Origin of the sequence: Kitasatospora sp. NBC_00240, from assembly GCF_026342405.1 — a bacterium.
In the GTDB taxonomy this organism is placed as follows: Bacteria; Actinomycetota; Actinomycetes; order Streptomycetales; family Streptomycetaceae; genus Kitasatospora.
In genome coordinates, this window is record NZ_JAPEMU010000002.1 from 189,522 (window position 1) to 211,654 (window position 22,133).

Consider the following 22,133-nt stretch of genomic DNA (forward strand, 5'->3'; position numbering starts at 1 on the left):
AGCCGGTCATCCGGCCCGGTAGGCCGATCGCAAGAGGGGCGGAAGCCCCCGGCGGGACAGGATGCCCAAGAAGCAGATGCCGGTAGCCGAAAGGCGACGGGACTCGCGGCAACGGGCCGTCGCTCCAGGCGGCCGCCGAGGGAAACCGACCGGATGCCGGTCCTGCGACCGGGCCCGAAAGGGCGCTGACGTGGGCAGGTGAGCCTTTGAACAGATGGTCTTGCGACCTTGCGAACTGAGGGACAAGTTGGACACCGTTGAGGTGAACGGACCCGAGGGCGGTCTGGAGTGGGACGCCGTCGTCTGGCGGCACCACGAGGAGAACGTAACGAGGCTGCGGCACCGGATCTTCAAGGCGGCGCGGAACGAGGACTGGGCCCGCGTCCGGTCCTTGCAGAAGATGATGCTGGGCTCATGGTCGAACACGCTGATCAGCGTGCGACAGGTGACCCAGCGCAACACCGGGCGTCGGACGGCCGGGATCGACGGCGAGGTCGCCTTGTCGTCGCAGTCCAGGGCGGAGGTCGCGGAGCGAGTGCACCGTGACCGCTCGACCTGGGACCCGGTTCCGGTTCGACGCGTGTTCATCCCGAAGGCCAACGGCAAGCAGCGTCCGCTCGGCATCCCAGTGATCATGGATCGGTGCCACCAGGCACGGGTCCGCAACGCGCTGGAGCCCGAGTGGGAAGCCCGGTTCGAGTCCCGCTCCTACGGATTTCGTCCCGGTCGAAGCTGTGCCGATGCCATCGGCGCCCTCTACAACGCGCTCAAAGGGTCCCGGACCCAGCGGGTGTGGATTCTGGACGCCGATCTGTCGGCCGCGTTCGACAAGATCGACCATGTCCGGCTCCTGGAGAGCCTCGGTTCGTTCCCGGCCAGGGATCTGATCCGGGGCTGGCTGAAGGCCGGGGTGGTCGAGGAGGGCATGCTCGTCCGCACTGAGGAGGGAACTCCCCAAGGCGGCGTGGTCAGCCCCTTGTTGATGAACGTGGCCCTGCACGGCCTGGAGGAGGCCGCAGGGGTCCGCTACCGCGAGCGCGGCGTTCACGCCGGGATCGCGAAGGCGAACTCCCCGATCCTGGTCCGATACGCCGATGACCTGGTGGTCTGCTGTCATTCCGAACAGCAGGCCCAGCAGGTCAAGGCACGGCTCGCCGAATGGCTCGCGCCCCGGGGGCTGGTCTTCAACGAGGACAAGACGCAGGTCGTCCACCTCGAAGAGGGCTTCGACTTCCTGGGGTTCAACCTGCGCCGGTACCGGCGCGGGGATCGGCCCGGCAAGCTGTTGATCACACCGTGCCAGGACGCGGTCAGGCGCATCCGGAAGAGGCTCGCCGACGAGGTGCGTGCACTGCGCGGCTCGAACGCGATGGCGGTCATCGCCAAGCTCAACCCGATCATCCGGGGCTGGGCTGCCTACTACCGGGGGGTGGTGTCCAGTGCGCTGTTCAGCAGGCTGGACCACTACACGTGGCAACTCACCTACCGGTGGGCCTGCCACAGCCATCCCAACAAGTCGAAGAAGTGGATTGCTCGCCGCTACTTCGGCCGGTTCAACCGGTTCAGGAACGACTGGTGGGTGTTCGGTGCCCGCGATCACAGCGTGAACGATCGCGGGGACATCACCTTCCTGACCAAGTTCTCCTGGACCACCATCGTCCGGCATCAGCTGGTGACCGGTCGGGCATCCCCGGATGACCCGGACCTGGCCGACTACTGGGCCGCCCGACGACGCAAGGTGCCCCCTCCGCTGGACGGCTACAACCTGCGCCTGCTCTCCGAGCAGGGCGGTCGGTGCCTGCTCTGCGGAGACCACCTGCTCAGCCCCCACCAGCCCCCGCGGTCCCCTCGGGACTGGGAGCGGTGGTGGCTGAACGTCGTCAAACGGGCGATCGCCGCCGACTATCTCACCCACCATGGGCGGGACGGCCGATCGGACGGGAATCGAACGCGCCTCGTTCACGCCTCCTGCAACCGGAGCCTGATGGTCCGGCAGCGCAGGAGTTCGGTTCCATCCACCGCAATGCCCTCGGGGCTTGCTTGAGCCGAGGTGCGGGGAAACCCGCTCGCCCGGTTCTGAGGGGGCGGGGACGCAGCAATGCGTCCCCGCTACCCGACAGGGCCCGCGCATCGCGGGGCGGCGGACCTGGCTGTTCTGCGCGTGGCTGTCCTGGTCCCGCTTCCGGGTGGTGATCCCGGTCCGGGACTGCACGCTGGGCACCCTGGTCGCCTGCCTGGACACCACGTTGCGCCGTATCGGCGGGGCGCCGACCTACGTGCTGACCGACAACGCGAAGACCGTCACCGTCGAGCACATCGCCGGGATCCCGGTCCGCCATCCGCAGATGGTCGCCGCAGGTCGGCACTACGGCTGCCAGGTCGTGAGTTGCGTGCCCTACGACCCCGAGTCCAAGGGCGGGGCGGAGGCCACGGTCCGCATCGCGAAGGCCGACCTGGTGCCCACCGACGCGAACCTGCTGCCCGCCTACGACTCCTTCGCCGAGCTCGCGGACGCCTGTCTGACCTGGTGCGATGCGGTGAACACGCGCCGCCACCGAGCAACGGGACAGATACCCGTCGACCGCCTAGACATCGAACGCACCACGCTGCACGTCCTGCCGGCCGAGCCGCTGGCGCTCGCGCTGGGCGAGGAGCGGGTGGTGGGCTCGGATCGCACGATCAGCTTCAACTCGGTGCGTTACTCGACCCCGCCGGGTGAACCGCACCGGGTTCGATAGAGACTCGATTTCGTGTAAGGATTCGAGTCATGGCACGTCCCTCTTCCTACCCGCCTGAGCTGCGCCGTCGTGCGGTGCGCATGGTCGCCGAGGTCCTCGGTGACTACCCGAACGAGTCCGCCGCGCTGCGGGCCGTCGCGGAGAAGCTGGGCATCGGCTCCGCCGAGACCCTGCGCAACTGGGTGCGCCGGGACCAGGTCGACTCCGGACAGCGCCCAGGCACGACCATGGAGGAGTCCGCGCAGATCAAGGCGATGAAGAAGGAGATCGCCGAACTCAAGCGCGCCAACGAGATCCTCAAGGCCGCGGCGAGTTTCTTCGCGGCCGAGCTCGACCGGCCACACCAGCGCTCGTAGCGTTCATCGACGAGCACCGGGGCCGCTTCGGCGGCGTCGAGCCGATCTGCCGCGTGCTCACCGAGCACGGCTGCAGCATCGCCCCCTCCACGTACTACGCGCAGCACAAGCGCCTGGCCTCACCCGCAGCCCGCACCGTGCGCGACCAAGAACTCAAGGAGCTGATCAAGGAGGTCCACGACACCAACTACCGGGTGTACGGGGCACGGAAGGTCTGGCGGGAGCTGGGCCGGCAGGGCCACACGGTGGCGCGCTGCACCGTCGAGCGCCTGATGCGCGAACTCGGCATCACCGGCGCCGTGCGCGGCAAGAAGGTCATCACCACCATTGCCGACCCGACCACCGAACGTGCCCCGGACCTGGTCGACCGCGACTTCGTCGCCGGCGCGCCGAACCGCTGCTGGGTCGCCGACTTCACGCACATCACCACCTGGTCCGGCGTCGTCTACGTCGCCTTCGTCGTGGACACCTTCTCCCGGCGCATCGTCGGCTGGTCGGCCGCGACGTCCAAGGAGACCCGGCTCGTCCTGGACGCGCTGGACATGGCGCTGTGGCAGCGTGACCGCGACGGATTCCCTTACCAGCGTGGCGAGTTGATACATCACTCGGACGCCGGGTCGCAGTACACGAGTTTCCGGCTCGCCGAGCACCTGGACGCCGCCGGCATCGCAGCCTCGATCGGATCCGTCGGCGACGCCTACGACAACGCCCTCATGGAGTCCACGATCGGGCTGTTCAAGACCGAACTGATCAAGCCCCGGAGACCCTGGCGCACCCTCTCGCAGGTCGAACTGGCCACGGCCGAGTGGGTCGACTGGTACAACCACCGCCGACTCCACGGTGAGATAGGCCACGTCCCACCGGTCGAGTACGAGAACACCTACTACCTCACAGCCACAAAACCGCAGGTCACAACCACAACCTGAGATCTCTACCGAACCCGGGGCGGTTCACCCGAGCCAGCGGACTCCCGCCGGCCAAGTTCGAACGCATCATCCGACAGCAACGACAACAGGCCGTCCACCAGGACGAGACACGCATAGAGAGGACTTCACGAAACGAGGGGATGGACACCCTCATGTGAGCGTGCTGGCGAGGAGACCGGTGGCGCAGTCCGGTGTGAGTGTGCTCAGGTAACTGGATAGGTGGTTCTCTCCGGGCTGGTTGATCTTGGCGTCCGGTTCGTTGATCATGTGGGTCACGGTCTGTCGCGGGATCCGCTGCCCATCTACGAGGAGTTCGCCTCGCTGATCGTCGTGCTCCGGGCCGAGCTGGCGGCGGCGAGCGCGCGCATCGTCGAGTCGGAGCCTCGGAACGCGCAGATGGATGCCCGGCTGGGGCAGAACTCGAAGAACTCTTCGACGGGTTCGGTGAGAGGTCCGGGGAAACGGGCCGGGAGCAATCCCGGCACCGCGTCCCGGACAACTCGGCGACGAGGCAGGCTTCACCCGCCGACCGCCGAAGCGACAACGCGCCTGGGGCCGGCCCATCCGGCGGGCCGGGGCAATCGCAGCAGCATGGGCGAGAACGACTTCATCGCCCTGCTGGGGGCGTCCACCAGCTCGTCAGGGCACCACTCGTGCTGATCTGGGACCGGCTGAATACCCACGTCTCCCGCAGAATGCGCCAGATGATCGACGACCGGGACTGGCTGACGGTGTTCCTAATCCGTAGTGAAGGCGGTTCCAGATCACCCCGGTTTAGACCGTGTCCTACGTGGTGGTGGTCTCGTTGTATGGGTCATGGGGAGTGGTGAGTGGGGATGGATCGTTCCTGATGGATTGTGGGAAGTGGTCGAGCCGCTGCTTCCTGCTGCTCAAGTGCGCCAGCAGGGCGGTGGCACCGTTAACTTGGATGATCGGGCGGTGTTCGCCGCGGTGGTCTATGTGTTGACGACGGGGTGTGCGTGGCGGCATCTGCCACCGTGTTTCGGGGTGTCGAAGTCGACGGTGCACCGCCGCTTCACGATCTGGTCGAAGGACGGCCTGTGGGGCCGGCTCCGCAGGGTGATGCTGGAGCGCCTGGCCGACGCCGAAATCCTGGACCTGACACGGGTCGTCGTCGACTCCGTCCACGTCCGCGCGAAAAAGGGCTCTTGTGCTGGACCTGTGGGTCGGGTCATGCGAGTTGGCGTCGGGGCAGGGTGGGGCGGTTGCCGCCGAGGCAGAGCATGACGAGGGCGATGACGGCCTCGGCGGAACGGAAGCCGAAGCCTCGGCGGATGATCAAGCGGGTCTTGGTGTTCGTCGACTCGATCAGGCCGTTGGACAGCTTCTCGATGATCGCGTGGAGGATGGCCTCGTAGTGGCGCTTGATCTTGCGAGCGAGGTCGGTGAAGGCCGGAAGGCGGCACCGGGCGGCCCAGGACAGCCATCGGTCCAGGGCCTTCACCGCGGCCTGGACGCCCTCCTCGGCGGCGATCCGGTAGATCGTGCGCAGGCCCTCCTTCAGCAGGTAGGCGCGGTGCAGGCGGGGGTCGTTGGTCGCGATCCAGGCGAGTTTGACCTGCTGGCGGGGCGTGAGGTCCTCGGGGTTCTTCCACAACGCGTGGCGTGAGTGCTTGAGGCGGCGGGCGAGTTCGGGGTCGGCGGCCTCGCGTCGTGCCCGGTTCCACGCGGAGCGGCGTTCCTCGTCCAGGGCCTCGGTGGCCCAGGCCACGACGTGGAACGGGTCCATGGCGCGTACCGCGTTGGGAGCGCGCTCGGCGACCACGTCGGCGATCCACTCGGCGCCGTCGGCGCTGATGTGGGTGAGCCCGTGCGCGCGGTCGGCGCCCAGCACGTCGAAGAAGGAGCGCAGTACGTCCTTGCCGTGGCCGTCCGCCATCCACACCACCCGTCGGGAGTCGTGGTCGACCACGACGGTCATGTACTTCTGCCCGCGCCGGTAGGAGATCTCGTCGATGCCGACACGCCGCAGGCCGGCGAGCCGGTCGATCCCGGCGTCGGCGTCGGCCTGGTGGCGGGTGATGATCGCGCCGACCGTGCGCCAGGCAGTCCGCATCAGCTGGGCAGTGGCCGCCTTGGAGCATTCGGTGGCCATCCAGGCGACTTGCTGATCGAAGTCGCGGGTGTGCCCGGCGTCGTGGCGGGCCCAGGGGACGGCGGCGACCACCACCCCGTGCCGCCGGCAGGTCACCCGGGGCGCGTCGGCCTCCAGGTAGAGCTTGAGGCCGGCAGCGTCCAGGTGACGCCAGCGCCGACGCCCCGCACCGGCGTCGAACCCCGGACAGCGGCTCCCACAGATCCCGCAACGGCGACGCGCCCGAGACCTCGGCCGGACCGCGACCACGATGACCTGCGCATCTACCTCGAACCGCACGTCCTCCGGCACCGCCTGCTCGCATCCGACCAGCGCGTTCAATACCGTGGTGAACCGCACGCCGTTCTCCCTGCGCAAACCGATCTCGGGCCTCAACACCTCAAGATCTGCACAGGGGACGGCGTGTACTGCGTCAGGCGCTCCTCAGCGACCCACAGATGGAGCACAAGAGCCCGAAAAAGGGGGTGAACATACAGGTCCCAGCCCCGTCGACCGTGGAAAGCCCGGCTCCAAGGTGCACGTCCTGTCCGACCGCAACGGGCTGCCCCTCATCGTCGGCATCTCCTCCGCCAACACCCACGACCAGCACGGCCTGACGCCCCTGGTCGAAGCCCTCCTTGCGAAGCACGACCCCGAGCGAGGCCTGCACCTCCTGCCACGCAAGCTGCACGCAGACAAGGCGTACGACAACGCTGAGCTGCGGAAATGGCTCCGCCGGCAGCAGATCCTGCCCCGGATCGCCCGCAAGGGCATCGAGTCGAGCCAGACCCTCGGCCGCCATCGGTGGGTCATCGAACGCACCATGTCGTGGCTCACCGGCTACCGCCGGATCGCCCGACGCTACGAACGCGATCACCGCCATTACCTGGCCTTCTGCGACCTCGCCGCCGTCATCACATGCCACAAACGCCTGTCCAAGACCACCACATAGGACACGGTCTAAGCTTGTTCTTTTTGGTCCGGTGTCGAACATGGGGTCGTACACGGTCACTCACATGGGAGTTCGCCGCACGTCGGCACGGCCCTCGCCCGATCCTGTGCTCCTGCCAAGGAGTACACCGGATCACCGCGAGGGCCGTGCTTATGAGTGTGCTTCGGGTGCCCAGGAGGAGGCGTTCGCGGAGGCGTCACGCTTCCGGGGCACGTTCTACGGGTGCCTGTCCGACCGGCGTGACGCGCTGTTCGAGCTGACCGACGCGTTGCTGTGCTGGGACGGGCCCGTCGTCTCACCGGTGGAACTGTCGCTGGTGTCCGAGCACCGGCGCGGGCACGGCGCCCTGTACGAGGCGCTGAACCGCGGCTGTATCGATGCCCGGCGGCTCGGGCGTGCGCTGGCCGGGCTGCCGCAGCCGAAGGCGGCCGACGGGCGGCTGGTGCTGGCGGTGGACGTGAGCAACTGGCTGAGACCGGACGCCGAGTGCAGTGCGGACCGGCTGTTCTGCCACACCTACGGGCGTGGCCGGGACCAGCACCTCATGATCCCCGGCTGGCCGTACTCCTTCGTTGCGGCCCTGGAGACGGGCCGCACCTCGTGGTGCCAGTTGCTGGACGCGGTGCGGCTCGGTCCCGCGGACGATGTCGCCGAGGTCACCGCCCGCGAGGTCCGCCGGGTGGTCGAGAACCTGATCGCCGGCGGGCGGTGGCGGGAAGGGGATCCGGACATCATGGTCGTCTTCGATGCCGGCTACGACGCCCCGCGCATGGCCTACCTTCTCGACGGGCTGCCCGTCGAGGTCCTGGGGCGTCTGCGCTCGGACCGCGTCATGCGACGGCCGACGCCCTCGCTCAAGGAATACGCCCTGGCCTATCCCCGGGGCGGGCGATATCCGAAGCACGGCAAGGAGTTCCGCCTGGCCAAGCCGGAGACGTGGGGCGCGGCCACGACCCAGGTCACCGACCGCTACGGCGCGGCCCGGGCGATGGCCTGGGACCGCCTCCACCCCCGGCTCACGACTCGCGCCGCGTGGATCGACCACGACGGCGAACTCCCCGCCCTCGAGGGGACGTTGATCCGCCTGGAGGTCGACCGTCTGCCCGGCGGCGGCGATCCCCTGCCGGTCTGGCTGTGGTCCTCCGCCACCGGCCTGGAGGGCGCCGGCGTCGACCTACGGTGGCAGGCGTTCCTGCGAAGGTTCGACCTCGAGCACACGTTCCGGATGATCAAGCAGACCCTCGGCTGGACCCGGCCGAAGCTCCGCAGCCCCGAGGCGGCGGACCGTTGGACGTGGCTGATCATCGTCGCGCACACCCAGCTCCGCCTCGCCCGTCCCCTCGCCGAGGACCTCCGCCGACCCTGGGAGAGGCCCACCGAACCGAACAGGCTCACCCCCGCCCGGGTCCGTCGGGGGTTCAGGAACCTCCGCCCCGCCATGCTCTGTCCGGCCCGTGCGCCCAAACCCACCAGGCCGGGCCCCGGCAGACCGGCCGGCTCGAAGAACAGCCGATCCGCCACCCGCTACGACGTGGGAAAAACCGTCCGACGCCCCATGACCATCATCGAACGCGACCGAATCAGACCATAAAGAACAAGCTAAGGAAGGCGCTGCCGATGGCGCCAAATGGGCATGAGGAAAAGCGATGAGCACGGCACCCTCACAGATCTTGAAGCCTGAAGAACTCCATGATCCACAGATGCCATGCTCATCGCTTCATGTCCGAATGCGCCGCCCATGACGATCAGGGCCGTACCGGACATCCAGGGAACAGTCCGGGGTCCTGAGGCCGAAGCCCCGATCGGGGATGTCCGTCAATTGTCACCTACTGATGCCCGACCCGGACGAGTACCAATAGCTGGTTCCATAGTCGAACATCTCCACGGCACAGGCGGATGGATCTGTATGAGCAGCAACGACGTTATCGTAGTCGAAGATGTAGCTATTCACCTGACCGCTCTTGGAGTAGAAAGATCCCGGATCGTAAACCTTAAACCAAGAGCCATCCGCAAGGCAGTTCAGCCTGAAGTCGAGCCGCCTGGTACTGCCCTTGTTCGCGAAGGAAGCCCGCCACCCGTTCCACTGCAGGGTGTTGCAGAGATACCCTTGGAGTCTTCCTTGGTCTGCGTTGATGGACTTGCACTGCATCGTCCCCCACGGCGCGGCGGAGGCCGAGGGAGCCAGGGCGACACCGCCCCCTGCCACTAGGACAAGTGTCGTGGCGGCAGTGCCGAAAATTCGCGTCAGAGAATGCAAGGGTCTCCTTAATATGTCGAGCTGATGCGCCCATTGATCCTTCCACCTGCTGGCGCCGTCAAGGCCAGGGAGGGGCATTTGAGCCGCCGGCCCTACCGGATGGGGTCGAGAGACCCAGCCGCAAGGGTGCCGTCCTTCGACCAGATCGTGAACCGGCGGTGCACCGTCGACTTCGACACCCCGAAACACGGTGGCAGATGCGGCCACGCACACCCCGTCGTCAACACGTAGACAACCGCGGCGAAGACCGCCTGATCGTCCAAGTTGACCGTCCCACCACCCTGCCGGCGAACTCGAGCCGCAGGAAGCAGCGGCTCCACCACTTCCCACAAGCCGTCAGGAACGATCCATCCCCACTCACCACTCCCGATGACCCACACAACGAGACCACAGCCACGTAGGACACGGTCTTAGTGGGATCTGGGTCTGTCTGGTGTGACGGACACTGTTAGGTGTCGGTTGAAGATCTTCTGCGGCATCGACTGGGCCGAACCGCATCACGACGTCGCCCTGGTCGACGAAGTCGGTGAGCTGGTGGCCAAGCGCCGGATCAGCGACGACGCGGCCGGCTACCGGCTGCTGCTGGACCTGCTCGCCGAACACGGCGACAGCCCGAAGCACCGATCCCGGTGGCGATCGAGACCAGCCACGGCCTGCTGGTGGCCGTCCTGCGCACCGGCCGGCGTCAGGTGTTCGCGATCAACCCGCTCGCCGCCGCCCGTTACCGCGACCGCCACGGCGTCAGCCGCAAGAAGTCAAGTGGCCGACGCCCTGGTCCTGACGAACATCCTGCGCACCGACATGCCCATGCACCGGCTACTGCCGGCCGATTCCGACCAGGGCCTGGCTGTCACCGTGTTGGCCCGCGCCCAACAGGATGCCGTCTGGAACCGCCAAATGCTCGGCGGCCAGATCCGCTCGCTCCTGCGCGAGTACTACCCAGCCGCCCTGGAGGCCTTCCAGAGCAAGGCCGGCGGTCTCGCCCGATCGGATGCCCGCGCCGTGCTCGCTGCCGCGCCGACCCCGGCCCGGGCCGGGAAGCTCTCCCTGGCCCAGCTACGGGCCGCGCTCAAGCGCGCTGGCCGCCAGCGCGAGATCGACGCCGAGGCGGATCGGCTCCGCGAGGTCTTCCGGGCCGAGCACGCCCGCCGCCCCGAAGCGGTCGAGGACGCCTTCGGCCACCAGCTGGCCGCCCTGCTGAAGCAGTTCGACGCGGCCTGCCAGGCCGGTGACGACCTCGCCGAGGCGGTCGAGGCCGCGTTCCGTGAGCACCTGGACGCGGAGATATACCTGAGCTTCCCGGGCCTGGGCATTCAGCTGGCGGCGCGGGTTCTGGCGGAGATCGGCGACGACCGGACCCGGTTTGCCGACGCCCGCGGCTCAAGGCCTACGCGGGATCCGCACCCATCACCCGGGCCTCCGGCAAGAAGAGCTACATCGGCCGACGCATGGTCAAGAACAACCGGCTCATGCACGCCGGATTCCTCTGGGCTTTCTCCTCCCTCCAGGCCTCGCCCGGCGCCGACGCCCACTACCGCCGCCGACGCGACCACGGAGACTGGCACGCCGGCGCCCAACGCAACCTCCTGAGCCGACTGCTCGGACAGCTCTTCCACTGCCTCCAGAACCGCACGCTGTTCGATGAGAATCACGCCTTCACCTCCCTTGTCACGTCGTCCATCACGGCTGCCGCTTGACTCCTTAGCTCGCTGAGAAGTCCTACCTTCTGAGCGGGATGAGCGGGCCATTCGTTGGGTCCGGTCGCCCAGGGGTGCCGGGTGTGGCTGCTGAGATGTTGCCGACCGTGGCTTGCGAGACTTGGCCGCCCGGTGCCCCAACGACGACCCGGCCGCTCATTGGGAGTTGCGAGCACATCGCTGAGTAGGACAACGCCGGCGCGGTCGTCCGAGTACGAGACAACTTCGACGGCACCTGGAGCACGATGACCGGAATATGGGCGGGGATCGACGCGGGCAAGGGACACCACCATTGCGTGGCCTTGGACGCCCAGGGCGGCAAGTTGCTGTCGCGCCGCATCGCCAACGACGAGCCCGAGCTGCTGAAGCTCATCGCCGACGTCCTCGCTCTGGGCGAGGACGTGACCTGGGCCATCGACCTCGCCGACGGTGGCGCCGCGCTGGTCATCGCCCTGCTCGTCGGCCACGGCCAGCGCGTCCTCTACATCCCCGGCCGGACCGTCAACCGAGCCAGCGCCGGCTACCGGGGCGAAGGCAAGACCGACGCCCGCGACGCTGTCGTCATCGCCGACCAAGCCCGCATGCGCCGCGACCTGATGCCCGTCAACGTCGCCGACGACGACCTGACCGAGCTCAGGCTGACCACACGCCGTCGCACCGACCTGGTCTGCGACCGCACCCGCGCCGTCAACCGGCTCCGAGGCATGCTGACCAGCCTCTTTCCCGCCCTGGAACGGACGTTGGACCTGTCCAACAACGGTCCGCTGGTCCTGCTGACGGGCTACCAGACCCCGGCGGGGATACGCCGCATGGGCGCCAGCAGACTGGAGACCTGGCTCCGCAACCGCAAGGTCCGCGGCTGCGCGAGCCTCGCCCGGCTGGCCGTCGACGCCGCCGAGCGCCAGCACACCGCCGTCCCCGGCGAGAAGGCCACGGCCCGCATGGTGCACACCCTGGCCCGCGAGGTCATGGACCTGAACGAGAAGATCGCCGAGGCGGACGCGGCGATCCAGGCCGCGTTCCAGGCCCAGCCGCACGCCGAGATCGTCACCAGCATGCCCGGCATCGGCCCCCTGCTCGGCGCGGAGTTCCTCGCCGCGACCGGCGGCGACATGGCCCTGTTCGCGAGCCCGGACCGCCTCGCCACCTACGCCGGCCTCGCGCCCGCGCCGCGCGACTCCGGCAAGATCAGCGGCAACCGGCATCGCCCGACCCGCTACCACCGCGGGCTCCAACGCGTCTTCTACATGTCGGCGATGAGCAGCCTGACGTGCTGCCCCGACTCGCGGCGGTACTACGGAAGATTTCAAGTCCAGTGAGACGGTCGTGAGGCTATGAGGTTTGTGGTGCGGGCTCGCGGCGCTTGGCGGGGTCGTTGATCCACGCCGTCGGCGGGATCTCGGGTGGTCTGGGGCGGCGGCCGAAGCGTTCGGGGTGGCGTGCGTAGGCCTCGGCGAGGGTGACGGCCCGCTGGTCGCGGATCTCCTCGGCGGTGCCGAAATGGACGCTGGCGGGCGTGTGAAGTGCGATGCCCGAGTGCCGGTGCTCGTGGTTGTAGTACGAGATGAAGGCGTCGAACCATTCGCGGGCGTGGGCCAGGGAGTCGAACCGCTCGGGATAGTCGGCCATGTACTTGGTGGTCTTGAACTGTGCCTCGCTGTAGGGGTTGTCGTTGGAGACCCTGGGGCGTGAGTGGCTCCGGGTGACACCGAGATCGATCAGCAGCTGGGAGACCTTCTTGGAGGTCATGGAGGTGCCGCGGTCGGCGTGCACGGTCTCGGGGACGATGCCGTTGCGCGCGATGGTCTCGCGGATCAACTCCTCGGCCCGTTCGGCTGATTCGGCTGCCTCGACGGTGTGGCCGACGATGTAGCGGCTGAAGATGTCGATGATGACGTAGGCGTGGTACCAGATGCCCTTGCCGGGGCCGGCTGCTTTGGTGATGTCCCAGGTGAACACCTGGGATGGGCCGTCGGCGACGAGTTCGGGCACCGCCTTGGCCGGGTGGGTGGCCTGGCGGCGGCGCTCACCGGACTGCCCCCGTTCGCGCAGGATCCGGTACATCGTGGAGACCGAGCAGTGGTAGCGCCCGGTGTCCAGTTCGCGGGCCCAGATCTGCGCGGGCGGCAACTCGGCGTACTCGGGGCTGTTCATCAACGCCAGTACCGCATCACGCTCTTCGGCCGTCAGGGCCGACGGCTGGACCTGCGGGGACCTGGTCCGGCGCGCGGGCGGTGGCTTCAGCCTGCGGTAGTGGGTGGCCCGGGAGCGGCCGGTCAGCCGACACGCCGCCGTGGTGCCCAGCTCGTGTTCGACGGCGGTGAAAGCCTCGTCCACGACGGGATCGGCGGCGTGCCTCAGTCCGCGCTCTCGGAGATCATTTCCAAGAGCGCCGACGCTTTTCCCAGGACCTCCACCGCAGCCTTGTTCCGGGCGAGTTCCTTCTCCAGCCGTTCCACCTGCCGGCGCAGCTTCTCGTTCTCGACCTCGGCGGCGGACTTCTTCGGGCGCACCGGGCTCGTGCGGCGGTCGGCCAGGTTTTCCAGGGCGCCGGCATCGCGCGCGGCCCGCCATTCGGTGACGTGGGAGTGGTACAGGCGCTCGCGGCGCAGGACCGCACCCTTCTCACCCTCGGGCGCGGCGTCGTACTCGGCGACGATCCGCAGCTTGTACTCGGGGCTGAACGTGCGGCGCTTCGGCCTGGGAGCCGGGCTGGCAGCGGACGGATTGGTGCTGGTCATCAGGGGTGGAACTCCTACTCGGGGCCCTCTCAGGCTAACCCGCCAAAGCGGGATGTCTCACCCAAGGCTGACAGAGAGGGCTACGACCGCAAGCGAGCCGAAGGCAAGCGCCACAGCCAGGCCGTCCTGGCCCTGGCGCGTCGACGGGTCAATGTCCTGTGGGCACTTCTGCGTGACGGTCGGTGCTACCAACCTGCACCACCAGTCATCGCAGCTCCTTGACAAGCGGCATTGGGAAGTCTCCCTGCCAGCCTGCCGACATGACGGATGTGCGATCTGCCCAGTGACGTCCCTAAGCAAGCAACACGACGCCCATGGCTGCTGCCCCTGCCCTTGAGAAGCTGCTTCCATCACAGCAAGAGCCGCAGAGGTGGCTCCCCACCCGAAGGAGAGGAGGGGTCATGAGCACTCGCCGATCTCAGCTTGTTGAAGCCCCCGCGGTCCCCGTCAGCCGCAGGCTTCCCGCAGAGGCCTCCGCGGTCAAGACCGCTCCGGCTGACGCCCCGGCCCTGGCGACCACGCGCCAGGCGCTGATCTCCCTTCCGGCCACCGATGACCAGGTACGGACCGCCCGTAAGTTCGCCTCGCATGTACTGGGCCACTGGCTCCTGGCTCCGGACGATCGGGACTCCGCCGTCCTGATCATCAGTGAGCTCGCCACCAACGCATCACGCTATGGACGTTCAGAGATGACTGTGAGCCTGACCCTGCGCCAACAGATCCTGAACATCGCGGTTTCCGATACCGGACGCCCGTGCCCTACGAGCTCCGAGCCGGCGTGCGCCGATCCAGATGAGCACGGCCGCGGACTCGACATCGTCGAACTCCTCGCCCACTGGTTCGCCATTCGGGAGACGGACAACGGCTACCGTGTGGATGTCGACGTACTGCTCACTGACCTGGAGTCGTGAGCAACTGCGGTCGACCGCCTCTGTACTTCACGGCCAGGAGCAGAACTCACTCCGGAGGCCTATACCGATGCCGGTCAACGTCACCAGACGCGAGTCCTCCAGCACCCGCTTTAGCTCCGCCCGACGCCCGACGCCCGACCAGACTCGTCACATCGGCAGGAAGCCTGCCCGCCAAGACGTCCAAACCTTCCGAGCGTGGAGACATGGGTGCCCGGACCCAGCTGGTACCTCCCTTTGTGCTCCCGACGGCGCGGGGCCAATGCCGTCCGCAGCGAGGGTGGCCGCAGACGTCGCTCGCACCACCTGCCGCTGCCGGGCCACAGGCAAGAGGAGCCGCCGGCAGAATGCGTCGGAAAAGCCAGCGAAGTCCTGGCTTTTCTCGCCGAAATGCCCGGCGCGGGAGGCCTTCGAAGGCGTCTCCCCGCTTGGCGGCGCGGACGCGAGGACACGGCGCAACAGGCCGGAGAAGCCCCTTCCATGCCCAAGCTCCACGTGCTGTGATTCACCTCATATTCCAGACATTTGGCGCAGATCACTGACTACCGTAGCTTTAGCGCATATAGCAACAAATGATCGGCCACCTGCAAATGCCCAATCCTCGCTGGGGTGGTCGCGCTCATCCACAGCAGCGCAGGGCGGGTTCATCCGACTGACTGCCGGACCCAATCCGGGTTCCTGGAGTGAAACCTGGCCGGCATGGCGGGAAGCCTCCGAACTCGAAGCTCCGTTCACGGAGGAGGAATTCGCCATGACATCAGGAAACAGGCGACGCCGACCGTACGGCCGCCTCATGGAAGCATTCTTTTCAGAGCGGGAATTCTTCCCCTCTCGCAGTGGCGTCGGGACAGGCATCCGGCAGTCCTCCCCCGGTCGGTTCCGATCGGACACCGGTCGTCGTCGGCAGGGAGCAATCGCATGATCACCGAAGACCGCGGCACCGTCGCCAAGCTGGCCGCCCACTTCCGGACACCAGACCGGCGCTCGTACGTTCTCGACACCAGCGTGCTCCTGGCAGACCCTCTCGCCATGACGCGCTTCGAGGAGCACGAGGTCGTCCTGCCGGTGGTGGTGGTCACCGAGCTGGAGGCCAAGCGCCACCACCCCGAGCTGGGCTACTTCGCCCGCCAGGCACTGCGCCTGCTCGACGACTACCGGATCCGGCACGGCCGCCTCGACGAGCCGATCCCGGTGGGCGAACTCGGCGGCACCATCCGGGTGGAACTCAACCACTCGGACACGTCGATACTGCCCGCCGGCTACCGCACGGGCGGGGCGGACACCCGCATCCTCGCGGTCGCCCGCAGGCTGCAGGCCGAGGGGTACGACGTCACCGTCGTCTCCAAAGACCTCCCGCTGCGCATCAAAGCCAGCTCGGTCGGCCTGCTCGCCGAGGAGTACCGCGCCGAACTCGCCGCCACCTCCGGCTGGACCGGCATGTCCGAACTCCACGTCTCCGGCGACCAGGTCGACGCCCTCTTCGGCGCCGGCCACGACCACACCGTCGAGGTCGACGGCGTCGACGAGCTCCCCGTCCACACCGGACTCGTCCTCACCTCCGAGCGCGGCAAGGCCCTGGGCCGCGTCGCCGGCGACGGCCGCGTCCGCCTCGTGCGCGGCGACCGCGAAGCCTTCGGCCTGCGCGGACGCAGCGCCGAACAACGCGTCGCCCTCGACCTGCTCCTCGACCCCGACGTCGGCATCGTCTCCATGGGCGGACGCGCCGGCACCGGCAAATCCGCCCTCGCCCTGTGCGCCGGACTCGAAGCCGTCCTGGAACGCCAGCAGCACCGCAAGGTGATGGTCTTCCGACCGCTCTACGCCGTCGGCGGCCAGGAACTCGGCTACCTCCCCGGCTCCGAGTCCGAGAAGATGAGCCCCTGGGCCCAGGCCGTCTTCGACACCCTCTCCGCCGTCACCACCCCCGACGTCATCGAGGAAGTCATCTCCCGCGGCATGCTGGAGGTCCTCCCCCTCACCCACATCCGCGGCCGCTCCCTGCACGACGCCTTCGTGATCGTCGACGAGGCCCAGTCGCTGGAACGCAACGTGCTGCTCACGGTCCTCTCCCGGATCGGCCAGGGCTCCCGCGTCGTCCTCACCCACGACGTCGCCCAGCGCGACAATCTCAGAGTCGGCCGCCACGACGGCGTCGTCGCCGTCGTCGAGAAGCTGAAGGGCCACCCGCTGTTCGCCCACATCACCCTCACCCGCTCCGAACGCTCCCCGATCGCCGCCCTCGTCACCGAGATGCTGGAGGACATCCAGCCCTAGCCGGGCCACCGGTCCGGGGCTGCGGTCGACCCCAGACCGTTCGTGGCAAAACTTCCTTTCAGGTACCGATGTGTACGCCAGATTTCAGCTCTACCGGAGGAGGTGGGAGCCGTGACGGTGAGCCGTGACGCCTACGCCCGCAGTACCGACTCGCCGCGCAATTCGAGAATCCTCGAAGAGCGGATCGTCGAGCTCCAGACCAACCTGGCCGGCGTGACCGCCCAGAACGAACGGCTCGCCTCCACCCTTCGGGAGGCCCGCGACCAGATCGTGGCCCTCAAGGAGGAAGTGGACAGGCTGGCCCAGCCCCCCGCCGGATTCGGCACCTTCCTCGACCAGAACGAGGACGGCACCGCAGACATCTTCACCGGCGGTCGCAAGCTGCGCGTCAACGTCAGCCCGAGCATCGAGCTCGACGAGCTGCGCCGCGGCCAGGAGGTGATGCTCAACGAGGCCCTCAACATCGTGGACGCGATGGCCTTCGAGAGCATCGGCGACATCGTCACCCTCAAGGAAGTCCTCGAGGACGGCGAGCGCGCCCTGGTCACCGGGCACACCGACGAGGAGCGGGTGGTCCGGCTCGCCGAACCGCTGCGCGACATCACCCTGCGTCCGGGCGACGCCCTCCTGCTGGAGCCCCGCTCCGGCTACGTCTACGAGGTCGTCCCCAAGTCGGAGGTCGAGGACCTGGTCCTCGAGGAGGTCCCCGACATCGACTACCGGCAGATCGGCGGTCTGGCCAACCAGATCGAGCAGATCCGCGACGCGGTCGAACTGCCCTACCTGCACGCCGACCTGTTCAAGGAGTACGAGCTCCGGCCGCCGAAGGGCGTCCTGCTCTACGGCCCTCCCGGCTGTGGCAAGACGCTGATCGCCAAGGCGGTGGCGAACTCGCTCGCCAAGAAGGTCGCCGAGGTCACCGGCCGCCCGCAGGGGAAGAGCTACTTCCTCAACATCAAGGGCCCCGAGCTCCTCAACAAGTACGTCGGCGAGACCGAGCGGCAGATCCGCCTGGTCTTCCAGCGGGCCCGTGAGAAGGCCAGCGAGGGCACGCCCGTCATCGTCTTCTTCGACGAGATGGAGTCGCTCTTCCGTACCCGCGGCTCGGGTGTCAGCTCGGACGTGGAGAACACCATCGTCCCGCAGCTGCTGGCCGAGATCGACGGTGTGGAGGGCCTGGAGAACGTCATCGTGATCGGTGCCTCGAACCGTGAGGACATGATCGACCCGGCGATCCTGCGGCCCGGCCGGTTGGACGTCAAGATCAAGATCGAGCGTCCGGACGCCGAGGCGGCCAAGGACATCTTCTCGAAGTACCTCAAGGACTCGCTGCCCTTCCACCCGGACGACCTCAAGGAGCACGACGGCTCGGTGGACTCCACCGTGGCGGCGATGATCCAGGCGGTGGTCGAGCGGATGTACACCGAGACCGAGGAGAACCGCTTCCTGGAGGTCACCTACGCAGGCGGTGACAAGGAGGTCCTGTACTTCAAGGACTTCAACTCCGGCGCCATGATCCAGAACATCGTGGACCGGGCGAAGAAGATGGCCATCAAGGACTTCCTCGACCACGGCCAGCGCGGCCTTCGCGTCTCCCACCTGCTCGCCGCCTGTGTGGACGAGTTCAAGGAGAACGAGGACCTGCCCAACACCACCAACCCGGACGACTGGGCCCGCATCTCCGGCAAGAAGGGCGAGCGGATCGTCTTCATCCGCACGCTCGTCACCGGCAAGCAGGGCGCCGAGTCCGGCCGCTCCATCGACACCGTGGCCAACACGGGGCAGTACCTCTAACCAGGTCCCTCCCCGTTCCGCCGGCCCCGTCCGACTGTGGCGCCTCGCGGCCCCGCAGCCGGACGGCGGCTCTCACCTGCGGCCGTGCGGCGCGGAACTGCATCGAGAGCAAGGACACGTCCCCCGCCCCGTGCCCGGCATCGAGTGGGCGGGGACCGGGAACACCAGTCATACCGAACGAATGAGCGAGGTCAGGGATATGACGAACAAAGACACCGAAGGCGGCCAGCAGCGATCGAACCGCTCCTCCCAGGAGGTCGACGAACAGAATGCCGAGGCTCAGAACTCCCAGGATCTCCAGGAACGCCAGGAGAAGCTGAGCGACGACGTCGAATCGGTCCTGGACGAGATCGACGAGGTCCTTGAGGCGAACGCCGAGGAATTCGTGCAGCAATACGTCCAGAAAGGCGGCCAGTAGCGACCGGCCCGGAGCCCCTGGCAACCCCGGCCCACGCGAATCCACGGGTCCCGGGGGCCAGGGTGTTCAGTCGGCGTACTGCCGCCATCAGCCCCCTGGACTGCGACCGCACGCCCTGCCTCCCAGGACACCGCCCCAGGCCGGCGACGGACGAGACCGCGACCACCCTCCCCTGCCGAGCTGCCCGACCACTCCGGGCAGCTCGGCAGGGGAGGGCAATCGCGTGACCGATCCCGCTGGAACCGCCCGTGACAGTCACGTGCGGCGAGCCAGGGACCGGGCAGCCGGGCAGTGTTCGGGCCTGGACGCACCGGTCCGGGCGGGCATCCAGGCGGGTGATCACTTGATGGGAACCGTCCTCACGCCACCTGTCACCCCCACTACGCTCGGGTCGAGGCGCCCGGCAGCCGACGTCCTACCCGGTTCCCGGACCTTCGCGTGAACCGCCCGTGCTTCCCGGCCTCTTGATGTCCTGCCATTCCAGAGCTCACTGCCACCCCGCGATGGGCACTCGCACGCCATCGGGAATCTCCCGTGCGGGCCGCCACTCCAGCGGGTGCGCCCATGCTAGATGAGCGCCGGTCAGGAACATCGGGCCCGTAGGCCCAATCTTCCTGACCGGCACCGACTCGCCGGGCCCGCGCCGGAAGGCCGAGCCCGAAGTCAGCCAGCGGAGCCTCGTGAGACGAGGTCGGACAGCGCCGAGGACGGAGCGGGGGCGGAACCTCGGTCCGGCGGGGACGTGGTGGACGAGACTGCGCGGGAAGCCACAGCCGACTGCGACGGCCCGGACGGGAACGCGGCCGCGGTTGACGCGCTGGGAGTCCCGCTCACCCTCGCGGCTTGCGACGGCAACGCCGACACCACGGGGTCGGGCGACGCACCGGGTGTCCCGCTCACCCCCGAAGCCTCCGACGACGCCACGGCTGCGGACGACACACCCGATGTCCCGCTTGCCTTGGCAGCCTCCGACGGCAACGCCGACGACACCACCGGGACGGGTGACGCAGTCGACGTCCCACCCACCCCTGCGGCTTGCGACGGCAATGCCGGCGGCACCACGGCAGCCGGCGACGCACCGGAAGTGGCGCCCGAACTCTGGCCCGATCCCACAGGCGTGGCAGCCGCCGTGGGAGACTCCGGCGCCGGTGAGCCGCTCGGCGACGCGACGAGCGTGGGTGAAGGGATTTCCCGGGTCGCCGGTACGCCGACGGTGGCGGGTGCGGTCGGGCTCGCGGGAGGAGTGGACGGTGACGCGGGTGACGGCAGCACCTTCGACGAGGGCCCAGCAGTCGGCGTGATACTCGGGACGGCCCTCTGCGCAGGTATGCGCCTTGTCGCGGAGGGAGCGGTCGAAGGGGTCGAGGCGATCGCAGCGGCCTGCGGCACGCCGACGGCCGGCGCAGCCGACGGGTTTTCCGACACGGGGCCCGCGGCCGCCGTGCCGGGAGGCACCGACGCAGTCGCCACCAGGAGAGAGGGCGAGGAGGATGCGCGGGCGCTCTCGGTCAGGAACAGCCGATCCTGCCCACCGGGGCCGAGGAAAGGGAACGCCGGAGGAGTACGGACTGACGCGGCCTCCAGAGCCCGGTCCGGGTGCGGCGGCGGGCGAAGCGCCCAGGTGGTTCCAGTGACAGCGGCGGCGCAGGCGATGCCTGCTACGGACAACCGCCAGGACAGGGGCCGGCGCCGGCGGTGCTTTGCCTGGTTGCGCATACGTGACCGTCTACCTTTCATCCCCCTGTCCGATGGGCTTGAGCCGCCGAGGCGATGACCGCCGCGATACTCGGGAACTGCACGCCAGGCGTCGGCGAACCGGCCATGGCAAGATCCACCACACAGCGCTGCCCGCTGTCAGCCCCCCGGTCCCAGCAGCTTGTGCGCCCAGGCGGCACTGATCAGCTCCACCCGCGACCGGGCGCCCAGGTCGCGACGGAGCGCCTCCACGTGGCTGAGCACTGAGTCCACGCTGATGTGCAGGTACCGCGCGATGGCCGAGTACGACAGCCCCGATGCCATCATCCGCAGAACCTCGTGACGCCGCGGGGTGATGGCGGCGGGAGACGCGTGCAGAGGCACTCGCGGCGTTATCACACCTGCGCAGTAAGCCTCGTGAATCAGCTGCGCCCGGTCCCCCTTCACCTCGAACCGCGCGACGAGCCGCCGCACCGTGTAGGTGATCGTCTGAACCGAGTGGTTGAGGACCGTGGCCGCCTGCGTCAGCGTCATACCGGAGGCCAGCAGGGCGAGAACCTTCACCTGATGCTCGTCCAGGCCGATCCGGTTCGGATACACAATGGACACCGCTGCTCCTGACTCGTAGACGCGCGAGTGATCGTTGTTCCGTCCGTCCGGCACGTTTCGTGGCGGCGCAGCATCCATGTCGCCCCCCGTCCTCACGGTCCCGCCCTATCCGGCCATCTCGAACCGCTCCGCCATCCTGCGCAGCTCTCTGAGCGCGTAGAAGTTCCGGGACTTGACGGTGCCCGTGGGCACGCCGATGCAGCGTGCCGTCTCCGGTATCGAATGATCCAGATAGTGGAGCAGCATCAGCACCTCGCGGTGCGGGGCGGAAAGCTCGGAGAGTGTACTGACAAGATCAAGTGCGGCGTGGACCTGCTCCGTGCAGTCCTGCACCGCCGGTACGTCGTGGGAAGGATCGTTGGTTTCCTGAGGCCTGGCCTTTCTTGCCCTGGCCATGTCGATGAGGATGTTCCTGGCGACCTTCAGCAACCATGGCTTGAGAGTGCCCGTGCTCCGATCCAGTCGGTCCGCGTTCCGCCAGGCCCGGAGGAAAACCTCCTGCACGACGTCCTCGGCGGTCGCCAGATCCACCCGACCGATCTTCTTCACATACCGGATGAGAAACTCATAGTGGTCCCCGTACAGGCCCCCTATGAACTCGTCGTCCGCAGCCTCCTGCTTCGGTTCGGCACCCTGCGAATGAATCCGCATCAACTGGTCCTCTTTCCTAGGG

General features: G+C 68.0%; 16 protein-coding genes and 5 pseudogenes. 15 read left to right on the forward strand and 6 right to left on the reverse strand.

The features are described 5' to 3' along the window. Window positions 1–262: 262 nt before the first annotated feature. From ltrA to OG689_RS40705, 5 genes and pseudogenes are all read left to right on the forward strand, one after another. Complete coding sequence (gene ltrA, locus OG689_RS40685) at window positions 263–2,044, forward strand: group II intron reverse transcriptase/maturase (RefSeq protein WP_266328079.1); 1,782 nt, start codon at window positions 263–265, stop codon at window positions 2,042–2,044. A 142-nt stretch (window positions 2,045–2,186) separates the two neighbouring features. After that, the gene (locus tag OG689_RS40690; protein ID WP_266328081.1) at window positions 2,187–2,738 is read left to right on the forward strand and encodes a hypothetical protein; all 552 of its coding nucleotides are present in this window, start codon (window positions 2,187–2,189) and stop codon (window positions 2,736–2,738) included. 29 nt (window positions 2,739–2,767) lie between these two features. Beyond that, a protein-coding gene (locus tag OG689_RS40695; protein ID WP_266328083.1) for an IS3 family transposase occupies window positions 2,768–4,020 on the forward strand; the annotation gives its coding sequence in 2 pieces (ribosomal slippage) (window positions 2,768–3,050 and window positions 3,050–4,020; 1,254 coding nt in all). 219 nt (window positions 4,021–4,239) lie between these two features. Further along, the gene (locus OG689_RS40700) at window positions 4,240–4,680 is read left to right on the forward strand and encodes a hypothetical protein (RefSeq protein ID WP_266328085.1); all 441 of its coding nucleotides are present in this window, start codon (window positions 4,240–4,242) and stop codon (window positions 4,678–4,680) included. A 156-nt stretch (window positions 4,681–4,836) separates the two neighbouring features. Continuing rightward, a pseudogene (locus OG689_RS40705) lies at window positions 4,837–5,187 on the forward strand (transposase); the annotation flags it as partial. A gap of 25 nt (window positions 5,188–5,212) precedes the next feature. Here OG689_RS40705 and OG689_RS40710 read toward each other — a convergent pair. Then, window positions 5,213–6,475: an ISL3 family transposase gene (locus OG689_RS40710; protein ID WP_266328087.1), complete on the reverse strand. Its 1,263-nt coding sequence runs from the start codon at window positions 6,473–6,475 to the stop codon at window positions 5,213–5,215. 115 nt (window positions 6,476–6,590) lie between these two features. Between OG689_RS40710 and OG689_RS40715 the strand changes: the two are divergent. After that, window positions 6,591–7,067: pseudogene (locus OG689_RS40715) on the forward strand (IS5 family transposase); the annotation flags it as partial. A 226-nt stretch (window positions 7,068–7,293) separates the two neighbouring features. Further along, on the forward strand, window positions 7,294–8,658 hold the full coding sequence (locus tag OG689_RS40720) for an NF041680 family putative transposase (RefSeq protein WP_266328381.1): 1,365 nt from the start codon (window positions 7,294–7,296) through the stop codon (window positions 8,656–8,658). Between the two features lie 794 nt (window positions 8,659–9,452). On the opposite strand, the pseudogene OG689_RS40725 reads toward OG689_RS40720, so the two are convergent. Continuing rightward, window positions 9,453–9,695 (reverse strand): annotated as a pseudogene (locus tag OG689_RS40725) (transposase); the annotation flags it as partial. Between the two features lie 88 nt (window positions 9,696–9,783). On the opposite strand from OG689_RS40725, the pseudogene OG689_RS40730 reads away from it, so the two are divergent. Next, window positions 9,784–11,021, forward strand: a pseudogene (locus OG689_RS40730) (IS110 family transposase). 245 nt (window positions 11,022–11,266) lie between these two features. Continuing rightward, the gene (locus OG689_RS40735; protein ID WP_266328089.1) at window positions 11,267–12,340 is read left to right on the forward strand and encodes an IS110 family transposase; all 1,074 of its coding nucleotides are present in this window, start codon (window positions 11,267–11,269) and stop codon (window positions 12,338–12,340) included. A gap of 13 nt (window positions 12,341–12,353) precedes the next feature. Here OG689_RS40735 and OG689_RS40740 read toward each other — a convergent pair whose 3' ends face one another. Next, on the reverse strand, window positions 12,354–13,358 hold the full coding sequence (locus OG689_RS40740) for an IS3 family transposase (protein WP_266328091.1): 1,005 nt from the start codon (window positions 13,356–13,358) through the stop codon (window positions 12,354–12,356). 20 nt (window positions 13,359–13,378) lie between these two features. Continuing rightward, window positions 13,379–13,762: a hypothetical protein gene (locus OG689_RS40745; RefSeq protein ID WP_266328108.1), complete on the reverse strand. Its 384-nt coding sequence runs from the start codon at window positions 13,760–13,762 to the stop codon at window positions 13,379–13,381. An 81-nt stretch (window positions 13,763–13,843) separates the two neighbouring features. On the opposite strand from OG689_RS40745, the pseudogene OG689_RS40750 reads away from it, so the two are divergent. The 6 genes and pseudogenes from OG689_RS40750 to OG689_RS40775 form a co-directional block, all read left to right on the forward strand. Further along, window positions 13,844–13,984, forward strand: a pseudogene (locus OG689_RS40750) (IS110 family transposase); the annotation flags it as partial. A gap of 179 nt (window positions 13,985–14,163) precedes the next feature. Continuing rightward, window positions 14,164–14,673, forward strand: a complete 510-nt coding sequence (locus tag OG689_RS40755; protein ID WP_266328093.1) for an ATP-binding protein — start codon at window positions 14,164–14,166, stop codon at window positions 14,671–14,673. Window positions 14,674–15,588: 915 nt separating this feature from the next. Next, the gene (locus tag OG689_RS40760) at window positions 15,589–16,944 is read left to right on the forward strand and encodes a PhoH family protein (RefSeq protein ID WP_266328095.1); all 1,356 of its coding nucleotides are present in this window, start codon (window positions 15,589–15,591) and stop codon (window positions 16,942–16,944) included. Between the two features lie 42 nt (window positions 16,945–16,986). Continuing rightward, window positions 16,987–18,738: a proteasome ATPase gene (arc, locus tag OG689_RS40765; protein WP_266328097.1), complete on the forward strand. Its 1,752-nt coding sequence runs from the start codon at window positions 16,987–16,989 to the stop codon at window positions 18,736–18,738. 199 nt (window positions 18,739–18,937) lie between these two features. Further along, a complete protein-coding gene (locus OG689_RS40770; RefSeq protein WP_266328383.1) occupies window positions 18,938–19,156 on the forward strand; it encodes a ubiquitin-like protein Pup in 219 nt (72 codons plus the stop codon). A gap of 742 nt (window positions 19,157–19,898) precedes the next feature. Next, window positions 19,899–20,930 carry a hypothetical protein gene (locus tag OG689_RS40775; protein ID WP_266328099.1) on the forward strand — a complete coding sequence of 344 codons (1,032 nt, stop codon included), beginning with the start codon at window positions 19,899–19,901 and terminating at the stop codon, window positions 20,928–20,930. Between the two features lie 80 nt (window positions 20,931–21,010). Here the strand turns inward: OG689_RS40775 and OG689_RS40780 are convergent, their stop codons facing one another. Together OG689_RS40780 and OG689_RS40785 are read right to left on the reverse strand one after the other, a co-directional pair. Continuing rightward, a complete protein-coding gene (locus OG689_RS40780) occupies window positions 21,011–21,460 on the reverse strand; it encodes a helix-turn-helix transcriptional regulator (protein WP_266328101.1) in 450 nt (149 codons plus the stop codon). Window positions 21,461–21,565: 105 nt separating this feature from the next. Continuing rightward, entirely contained in the window at window positions 21,566–22,111 is a 546-nt protein-coding gene (locus tag OG689_RS40785) for a sigma-70 family RNA polymerase sigma factor (RefSeq protein ID WP_266328103.1), read from the reverse strand. Window positions 22,112–22,133: the final 22 nt, after the last annotated feature.